This is a genomic window from Pedobacter jaeyakensis (genome assembly GCF_054461315.1).
This window is the reverse complement of record NZ_CM136921.1, coordinates 4,399,826-4,409,681: the sequence shown is the minus strand read 5'-3', so window position 1 is coordinate 4,409,681 and position 9,856 is coordinate 4,399,826. Positions and strand designations below refer to the sequence as shown.

The following is a 9,856-nucleotide window of genomic DNA, read 5'->3' as shown; positions in this document are numbered from 1 at the left end:
CAAAAACCAAAATCAACACCTCTAACCTCAAACCTCAAAACAAAATCTCAGCCGCTGCACCGGCCCCACTACATACACACCTACTTCCTGCAAACAGGAAATAAACAAAAATCTCTGGACAGGGTATACACCCTTACAATGTTGTGATGGATACTCAAGAAACAATTGGTAATAACTGCCTGGTTAACTAATTATAGTTAGTCATTAGTAGTTCTTTATGCTCCTATAGGATACTCAACCAAACACATAGGAGCCAATTAGCGTGTAGTTCGCACAGATGTTAATTAACCATTCTATGTAATAGCCAGTTTAATGCCTTATTATGCATTGACTTGTCGACATTAGCGTTGTTTGTAATGCAGAGCTTCTACTTTATTTCCTAAAGCCAAATAAAGGCTACATGTAAATTGTCAATTATAATTTTTTTGATCTCATTATGGGTGATATTTAATCTTGTTTTTATTCTTTTTACACTTTAAATCCCAGTTAAATGTAGAGGTATTTGGGATCTAATTGTTGATGATTAATAAATTTTTAGAAGATATATATCGTTTCAATCCTTGGATTGGCGGTTTGAATTTTTAATAGCTTAGTAGAACCTAATGATGAATGAACTTTATCCTAAACTTTTTCTTGTTGTTTATTAGGGTGTTAGCTGAGGATAGCAAATTAGTTGATATAAATGTTTGGTGTGGTTGAAATTTTTTCTACTTTTGCAACCCGCTACGGAGGGAAGGATAAGAAGGATTGGGGTAGTTAGGGATTAGTACATTGATAAGCTGGGGTAGGGATTGAGATTGTTGAGTTGTTTGTTTTAGGGTTTTAAAGGACTTTAAAAAAAAGATAAAAAAAAGCTTGACAAGATCAAAAAGATTCTTACCTTTGCAGTCCCAACAAAACGGGGATTTACCGGACGGAGTCTGGTAAGTATAACAAAGATTGAAAGGATGTGATTTTAAACAGATGCGGGGATGATAAAGACCTTGCAGAAACATAGGGATCATGTTTATAAGATATAGAAGGGAGAACCGCGAGGAGATTCCGACAAGTTCATTAAAGAGATGTCATTTATAGCGTAGCGAGGTAAGAGAGTGCTGATTCAAAGTACATGATACCGGTGCTATTATTTTAGAGTTAATTTCTATCAGACAATACAAATAGAATAAAGACTATTATTAATTAAGTTAAGAATGGTCAGCGTTCAAACAACACATTTTACAATGGAGAGTTTGATCCTGGCTCAGGATGAACGCTAGCGGCAGGCCTAATACATGCAAGTCGAACGATAGATTGGTGCTTGCACTAATCGAAAAGTGGCGCACGGGTGCGTAACGCGTATGCAACCTACCTTATTCAGGGGGATAGCCCGAAGAAATTCGGATTAACACCGCATAAAATCACAGCTCAGCATTGAGTAATGATCAAATATTTATAGGAATAAGATGGGCATGCGTGTCATTAGCTAGTTGGCGGGGTAACGGCCCACCAAGGCGACGATGACTAGGGGATCTGAGAGGATGACCCCCCACACTGGTACTGAGACACGGACCAGACTCCTACGGGAGGCAGCAGTAAGGAATATTGGTCAATGGAGGCAACTCTGAACCAGCCATGCCGCGTGCAGGAAGACAGCCCTCTGGGTCGTAAACTGCTTTTATTCGGGAATAAACCTTTCTACGTGTAGGAAGCTGAATGTACCGAAGGAATAAGGATCGGCTAACTCCGTGCCAGCAGCCGCGGTAATACGGAGGATCCAAGCGTTATCCGGATTTATTGGGTTTAAAGGGTGCGTAGGCGGCTTATTAAGTCAGGGGTGAAAGACGGTGGCTCAACCATCGCAGTGCCTTTGATACTGATGAGCTTGAATGAACTAGAGGTAGGCGGAATGTGACAAGTAGCGGTGAAATGCATAGATATGTCACAGAACACCGATTGCGAAGGCAGCTTACTATGGTTTTATTGACGCTGAGGCACGAAAGCGTGGGGATCAAACAGGATTAGATACCCTGGTAGTCCACGCCCTAAACGATGAATACTCGCTGTTAGCGATATACAGTTAGCGGCTAAGCGAAAGCGTTAAGTATTCCACCTGGGGAGTACGCCCGCAAGGGTGAAACTCAAAGGAATTGACGGGGGCCCGCACAAGCGGAGGAGCATGTGGTTTAATTCGATGATACGCGAGGAACCTTACCCGGGCTTGAAAGTTAGTGAATGATTTAGAGATAGATCAGTGAGCAATCACACGAAACTAGGTGCTGCATGGCTGTCGTCAGCTCGTGCCGTGAGGTGTTGGGTTAAGTCCCGCAACGAGCGCAACCCCTATGTTTAGTTGCCAGCACGTTAAGGTGGGGACTCTAAACAGACTGCCTGTGCAAACAGAGAGGAAGGAGGGGACGACGTCAAGTCATCATGGCCCTTACGTCCGGGGCTACACACGTGCTACAATGGATGGTACAGAGGGCAGCAAGCTGGTAACAGCAAGCAAATCTCAAAAAGCCATTCACAGTTCGGATAGAGGTCTGCAACTCGACCTCTTGAAGTTGGATTCGCTAGTAATCGCGTATCAGCAATGACGCGGTGAATACGTTCCCGGGCCTTGTACACACCGCCCGTCAAGCCATGGAAGTTGGGGGTACCTAAAGTATGTAACCGCAAGGAGCGTCCTAGGGTAAAACCGATAACTGGGGCTAAGTCGTAACAAGGTAGCCGTACCGGAAGGTGCGGCTGGAATACCTCCTTTCTGGAGTAGGATTGACTACTCGCTACGTAAAATGATATAAATGACACAAGATCTCAAAAAAGAAAACCCATAGGATGAAACATCACATAGTGTTCTCATACTGCAGTAAAGACAATTAGTCCCGTAGCTCAGTTTGGTTAGAGCACTACACTGATAATGTAGGGGTCAGCAGTTCAAATCTGCTCGGGACTACATATTGAATCTTAAGGGGGATTAGCTCAGCTGGCTAGAGCGCCTGCCTTGCACGCAGGAGGTCAACGGTTCGACTCCGTTATTCTCCACCATCACCGGTACTTAATATAAAAGGTACAGAAATAGGGAAACTGGCAACAGCCGACCCGGGATTGAAAAGTTCTTTGACATATTGGAAGAAGTTAAAAAAGAAGAGCAAACAACAATAGATAGGTTGTTAGCTTGGACAGAAGAAACAGTTATGTACACGTTACGATGTACTGAACAGAAGGATTTATCCGGACAGGGAAGTTAGTAGCAGTTATGTACTATGTATTTTGTTCGTAAAGAGTTAACAATGATCAAAAAAAGCATTTCCATAGGCGCAAAAGGCTATGGAGAGAAGAAAGTAAATAAGAGCACACAGGGGATGCCTTGGCTCTCAGAGGCGATGAAGGACGTGATAAGCTGCGATAAGCACTGGGGATTAGCAAATATGAATTGATCCGGTGATTTCCGAATGGGGAAACCTGGCTAGTTGAAGACTAGTCGTATATAATACGCAAACCTGCCGAACTGAAACATCTAAGTAAGCAGAGGAAGAGAAAATAATAATGATTTCCTAAGTAGTGGCGAGCGAACGGGAAAGAGCCCAAACCACTTATGTTACGGCATATGTGGGGTTGTAGGACTACGATATGATTATAATGCAATGAAGTGGAACAGGATGGGAAGCCTGGCAATATAGAGTGAGAGCCTCGTACACGTAAGTACCATTAGTCTAGTAGTATCCTGAGTACCGCGAGGTCGGAGACGCCTTGTGGGAATCTGCCGGCACCATCCGGTAAGGCTAAATACTCCTGAGAGACCGATAGTGAACCAGTACCGTGAGGGAAAGGTGAAAAGAACCCCGAACAGGGGAGTGAAATAGAACCTGAAACTGTGTGCTTACAAGCGGTCGGAGCGTCCAGGTGGCGTGACGGCGTGCCTTTTGCATAATGAGCCTACGAGTTACTCTTCTCTGGCAAGGTTAAGTGTTTAAGACACGGATCCGAAGCGAAAGCGAGTCTGAATAGGGCGTATAGTCAGGGGAGGTAGACGCGAAACCTTGTGATCTACCCATGGACAGGTTGAAGGTGCGGTAACACGTACTGGAGGACCGAACCGATAAACGTTGAAAAGTTTCCGGATGATCTGTGGGTAGGGGTGAAAGGCTAATCAAACTGGGAAATAGCTCGTACTCCCCGAAATGTTTTTAGGAACAGCGTGGTGGTTAAGTTAACTAGAGGTAGAGCTACTGATTGGGTGCGGGGGAGTCAAATCCTACCAAATCCAGACAAACTCCGAATGCTATTTAATATACACTGCAGTGAGGCGCGGGGTGCTAAGGTCACGCGCCGAGAGGGAAAGAACCCAGACCATCAGCTAAGGTCCCCAAGTTACAGTTAAGTTGAACTAACGAGGTCCGATTGCATAGACAGCTAGGATGTTGGCTTGGAAGCAGCCATTCATTTAAAGAGTGCGTAACAGCTCACTAGTCGAGCGATCGGGCATGGATAATAAACGGGCATTAAATTGTACACCGAAGCTATGGGTAATATTAATATTACGGTAGGGGAGCATTCCAGCGGCAGCGAAGCTATGACGTAAGTTGTGGTGGAGCTTCTGGAAAAGCAAATGTAGGCATAAGTAACGATAAGGCGGGCGAGAAACCCGCCCACCGAAAGGATAAGGTTTCCTGATCAACGCTAATCGGATCAGGGTTAGTCGGGGCCTAAGGAGAACCCGAGAGGGATATTCGATGGACAACGGATTAATATTTCCGTACTTTTTATAACTGCGATGTGGGGACGGAGTAGTGACACTGCCGCGATCTGACGGAATAGATCGTTAAAGGCTGTAGGTATTGGGACTGTAGGTAAATCCGCAGACCTAGCTGAACGCCGATAGTACCGCGAGCCTTCGGGTAAGTGGATAGCGCAGGTAATCAGACTTCCAAGAAAAACCGCTAAGCTTCAGGTTATAAAAACCCGTACCGCAAACCGACACAGGTATCCGGGAAGAGAATTCTAAGGTGCTCGAGTGAATCATGGCTAAGGAACTCGGCAAAATGGCCCTGTAACTTCGGGAGAAGGGGCGCTGGCAGCAATGTCAGCCGCAGTGAAAAGGCCCAGGCGACTGTTTAACAAAAACACATGGCTTTGCAAAATCGAAAGATGAAGTATAAGGCCTGACACCTGCCCGGTGCTGGAAGGTTAAGAGGGGATGTCATCCGCAAGGAGAAGCATTGAATCGAAGCCCCAGTAAACGGCGGCCGTAACTATAACGGTCCTAAGGTAGCGAAATTCCTTGTCGGGTAAGTTCCGACCTGCACGAATGGTGTAACGATCTGGGCGCTGTCTCAGCCATGAGCTCGGTGAAATTGTGGTCCCGGTGAAGACGCCGGGTACCCGCAACGGGACGGAAAGACCCCATGCACCTTCACTACAATTTAACATTGACATTGGATACAGGATGTGTAGGATAGGTGGGAGACTATGAAGCGGCGTCGCCAGGCGTCGTGGAGTCAACGTTGAAATACCACCCTTTCTGTATTCGGTGTCTAACTCCATCTAATGGAGGACATTGTTTGATGGGTAGTTTGACTGGGGTGGTCGCCTCCAAAAAGGTAACGGAGGCTTTCAAAGGTAAGCTCAATACGCTTGGTAACCGTATGAGGAGTGCAATAGCATAAGCTTGCTTGACTGTGAGACAGACAAGTCGATCAGGGTCGAAAGACGGATATAGTGATCCGGTGGTTCTGCATGGAAGGGCCATCGCTCAAAGGATAAAAGGTACGCTGGGGATAACAGGCTGATCTCCCCCAAGAGCTCATATCGACGGGGAGGTTTGGCACCTCGATGTCGGCTCGTCACATCCTGGGGCTGGAGAAGGTCCCAAGGGTTCGGCTGTTCGCCGATTAAAGTGGCACGCGAGCTGGGTTCAGAACGTCGCGAGACAGTTCGGTCCCTATCTGTTGTGGGCGTTGGAATTTTGAGTGGGGCTGACCTTAGTACGAGAGGACCGGGTTGGACTAGCCTCTAGTGAATCTGTTGTTCCGCCAGGGGCATTGCAGAGTAGCTACGCTGGGAATAGATAAGCGCTGAAAGCATCTAAGTGCGAAACTAGCCACGAGATGAGAATTCCATATAGGACCGTAGCAGACTACTACGTTGATAGGTTACAGATGTAAAGATGGCGACATCAAAGTCGAGTAATACTAATAATCCGAAGCTTTCAAGAGCATAGAACTGTTGTTTGTTCTTCCTAACTAACTTCTTTCAATAATATGTCATTGTTTACTGTTGTATTTAGTACATAGTACTTAGTATTTAGACAAATCGTCCGGATACTAGCTAACTACTAAAATCTAAATACTAACTGCTAAACATTTAAAATATTCAGGTGCCTATATCGGTGGTGTCCACCTCTTCCCATTCCGAACAGAGAAGTTAAGCCCACCAGAGCCGATGGTACTGCGGTAACACGTGGGAGAGTAGGTCGGTGCCAGATCTTAAAGATACCCTGTAGTGAAAACTACAGGGTATTCTTGTTTATAACACAAACCAAAATCAAACACCTCAAACACCCAAAACAAAATCTCAGCGAGAGACCCAAGCCTCAAAACATAAACAATCCTAACCAAGCTTTCCTGTTGACCAGCTCAGCTATTCACCAATAAACCACTAAACATACGTTTATCACCAAAACTGTTAAAAAATGTGAAATCGCTATCCATGGCTAAATATTACCGTATATTGTACATTGGATAACTTATAACGTAAGAAAAATGAAGTCTAATAGTGTATTAGTAGTCGGACTACTTTTATTTTTAAATATCTCAGTATTTTCTCAAAGTAAAGATGTTAAACTTCCGGCTAACTGGTTTAATCTGGATTTAGCTAAGGACGGTTACTTTGGGATCAGCACTGAGAAGGCATATACTGAGATCTTGAAGAACAGAAAACCTAAGGAGAAGATTATTGTTGCTGTTATTGATGGTGGAGTAGATATTAAACACGAGGATCTAAAGGATATTCTTTGGACAAATACAAAAGAAATTGCCGGTAATGGAATTGATGATGATGGGAATGGATATGTAGATGATATTCACGGATGGAATTTCATCGGCTCCAAAGGTGCCAATTTGGAGTATGACAATTTGGAACTTGTACGTATTATAAGAAAATATAAACCACTTTACCAGTCCACTCTGCCATCTACGGTTTTAGACAGTGTGCAACGAGATGAATTTAACTTATTTAATAAAGCCAGGCGAGAGTTTGGAATAAAATATAATGAGGCTGATGAGAGTTTTAGGTATTTGAGCTTAATTAATCACGTAATTGATTCTGTAGCCCGCGTCAAAAAAAAGGAAGTGCCTTCCGCAGAGGACTTTGACAATTATGTTGCAGATAACGAGGAAGAAGAACAAGTTAAGAAGGCAATCCGTTCTGGTGCAAAGGAGAGCGGAAGTATCGAAAAATATGTAAAGGATATGAGAGAAGCATATAAGCAATACGACGTTATGCTTAGATATAATCTCAATTTAGAATATGATACCAGGCAGCAATTAGTGGGTGATGACTATGCTAATGTCAATGAAAGAAAGTATGGAAACAATGATGTAACAGGTCCTAATGCTGATCATGGCTCACATGTATCAGGAATTATAGGTGCTAAACGCGACAATGGAATTGGTATAAATGGGATATCGAATTCTGTGAGCATCATGGCTGTAAGAGTTGTACCTGAGGGTGATGAGAGGGATAAAGATGTTGCTAATGGTATTCGATATGCTGTAGATAATGGTGCTCGTATCATTAATATGAGTTTTGGCAAGGGATTTAAGTGGGATAAACAAGCAGTGGATGAAGCAGTAAAATATGCAGAAAAGAAAGGTGTTTTGCTTGTACATGCAGCTGGAAATGATAGCAATGATAATGATATAGTAGAGAATTATCCTAATAAATATTATGATTCGCCAGAGGCAATTGCCTATCAGAAGTCGCAGAGAAAAAAAATGGGTGCTATGCCTATTATTAAGACGGAACAGCCTGAGGTTCCTATGAACAGACGCGGAAGGTACCCTTCTCCATCTAATTTTAAAAAAATCCAACCTGATACTACAAAGTTTGGCTTTGCACACGCAACCAACTGGATTGAGGTAGGCGCAAGTGCATATGCAAACGACGCAACTTTAAAGGCATCTTTCTCTAATTATGGTAAGCATACTGTGGATGTATTTGCGCCTGGTTTCATGATTAAGTCTACCGTACCTAATTCAAAGTATGAAGAATTTGATGGGACGAGTATGGCGTCGCCTGTTGTAGCCGGTCTCGCAGCTATGATCCTTAGTTATCATCCCGAACTCAGCCCATCTGAAATACGTGACATCATCATGAAAAGTGTTGTTAAAGTAGAACAGAAAGTTCGCTATAGAAATGAAAAAGGGGAAACCTTAAAAGTTCCAATGAGTGATCTCTGTGTTAGTGGGGGTGTTGTTAATGCCTACCAAGCCATCTTGCTTGCCGATAAGTACAAAAAATAGAAAAGCATTAATAAAAAATCCCCTAACTATTTAAGTCAGGGGATTTAATCCAGGTAGCGGGGAGCAGGATCGAACTGCCGACCTCAGGGTTATGAATCCTGCGCTCTAACCATCTGGAGGATTGATTATCAGTAAATTATGAAGTGAGATGAATATCTGCGCCATTTAATGCGCCAAAGATGTTTACAGAACCAACAATTGTTTCAACTGGTGAGCTCGATAAGAGATCCTATGTTTCTTTCTATTTTAATGGACAGAGATTCCGAAAATCTAATGGGAATCGGCTGAATCTAAAAATCCATCCTAATCATTCCAAGACGATTAGTGCTCGGGATAAACTATTAAACAAATTGCATTTCGAATTCAAAAAGGCACTTAGCGCAGGTTGGTCTCCGTTTGTAATAAATACAAAAGAGGTTAAACTTATCGATGCTTTGAGCGAGGTGTTAAACGAAAAGCTGTCTTCTTCTTATAGCCCAACTTACAAACGAGATCTTAAGAAGTTATACGACCAATTTTTAAGCTTTATTCCAAAGCATATTTTAAACGATTATGCGTATAATCTAGAAATTTCTAAAGTTGAAGGCTTTCTGTCGCAATTCAAAAGCTCTAGTCGTCATTATATGAATAAGAGAAGAACACTATCTGTGTTTTTTTCTGAAATGGTTAGAAAGGAGTATTTAAGTAATAATGTCATTTTAAAAACTGGTAGTCAAAAATGTAAGTCAACCTTGCATGACATTTATCCTCATGACCAATTGCATAGCATTTTAGAGTTTTTAAAATTGAAATATCCAAATTTACATCTTTGTTGCCTGTTAACGTATGGATGTTTTCTGCGTCCCCATGAAGAAGTACGTTTACTAACTCGATCACATTTGAACGATGATTTCACTCAAATTCAGTTATCTGGTAAAGAAAACAAAAGTGGTCGAATTCGGAATGTCTATGTTCCTCTTTATGTTCAGACAGCGTTGCATGCACGTCTTGGAAATATAGCTGCACCTTATGCGAACATTTTTACTTTAGAAAATGAGGTTGAATTCAATAGTGATTATTTTAAAACACAATCCTCAAGAGCTAAATCCGAAATGATAAAGCTCGGCATCATTAATTAGAAACAAACGTTATATTCTTTTAGACATACGGCTGCTGTGAACGTATACCGAAAGACAAAAGACATTCACATAGTTCAGCAGCTTTTACAGCACTCAAATATGATAGTCACACTCAATTATCTAAAGGGGCTGGGTGAGATTAATGATGAACGTTTAAAAGAGGTTTTACCAGAACTTTAATAAAGTGGATAATTTTAGGACAGTATTATTTAGGGTATAACCCTTTTATTTTACTGT

2 protein-coding genes, 2 tRNA genes and 3 rRNA genes are annotated in these 9,856 nt (G+C 42.6%); all 7 read left to right on the top strand.

Features of this window, described 5'->3' with window-relative positions:
• Positions 1 to 1,217: 1,217 nt before the first annotated feature.
• The 7 genes from ACXZ1K_RS19430 to ACXZ1K_RS19400 all read left to right on the top strand — a co-directional run bounded on the left by ACXZ1K_RS19430 (position 1,218) and on the right by ACXZ1K_RS19400 (position 9,619).
• Positions 1,218 to 2,740: ribosomal RNA gene (locus ACXZ1K_RS19430) — 16S ribosomal RNA — on the top strand.
• A 117-nt stretch (positions 2,741 to 2,857) separates the two neighbouring features.
• Positions 2,858 to 2,932 (top strand) — tRNA-Ile (locus ACXZ1K_RS19425).
• 15 nt (positions 2,933 to 2,947) lie between these two features.
• Positions 2,948 to 3,024 (top strand) — tRNA-Ala (locus tag ACXZ1K_RS19420).
• A 290-nt stretch (positions 3,025 to 3,314) separates the two neighbouring features.
• Positions 3,315 to 6,193, top strand: a 23S ribosomal RNA gene (locus ACXZ1K_RS19415).
• Positions 6,194 to 6,351: 158 nt separating this feature from the next.
• Positions 6,352 to 6,463 (top strand): 5S ribosomal RNA (gene rrf, locus ACXZ1K_RS19410).
• The 16S, 23S and 5S rRNA genes sit together here with 2 tRNA genes alongside, the layout of an rRNA operon.
• A 277-nt stretch (positions 6,464 to 6,740) precedes the next feature.
• A complete protein-coding gene (locus ACXZ1K_RS19405) occupies positions 6,741 to 8,501 on the top strand; it encodes a S8 family peptidase (protein WP_458971341.1) in 1,761 nt (586 codons plus the stop codon).
• 179 nt (positions 8,502 to 8,680) lie between these two features.
• A complete protein-coding gene (locus ACXZ1K_RS19400) occupies positions 8,681 to 9,619 on the top strand; it encodes a hypothetical protein (protein WP_458971340.1) in 939 nt (312 codons plus the stop codon).
• Positions 9,620 to 9,856: the final 237 nt, after the last annotated feature.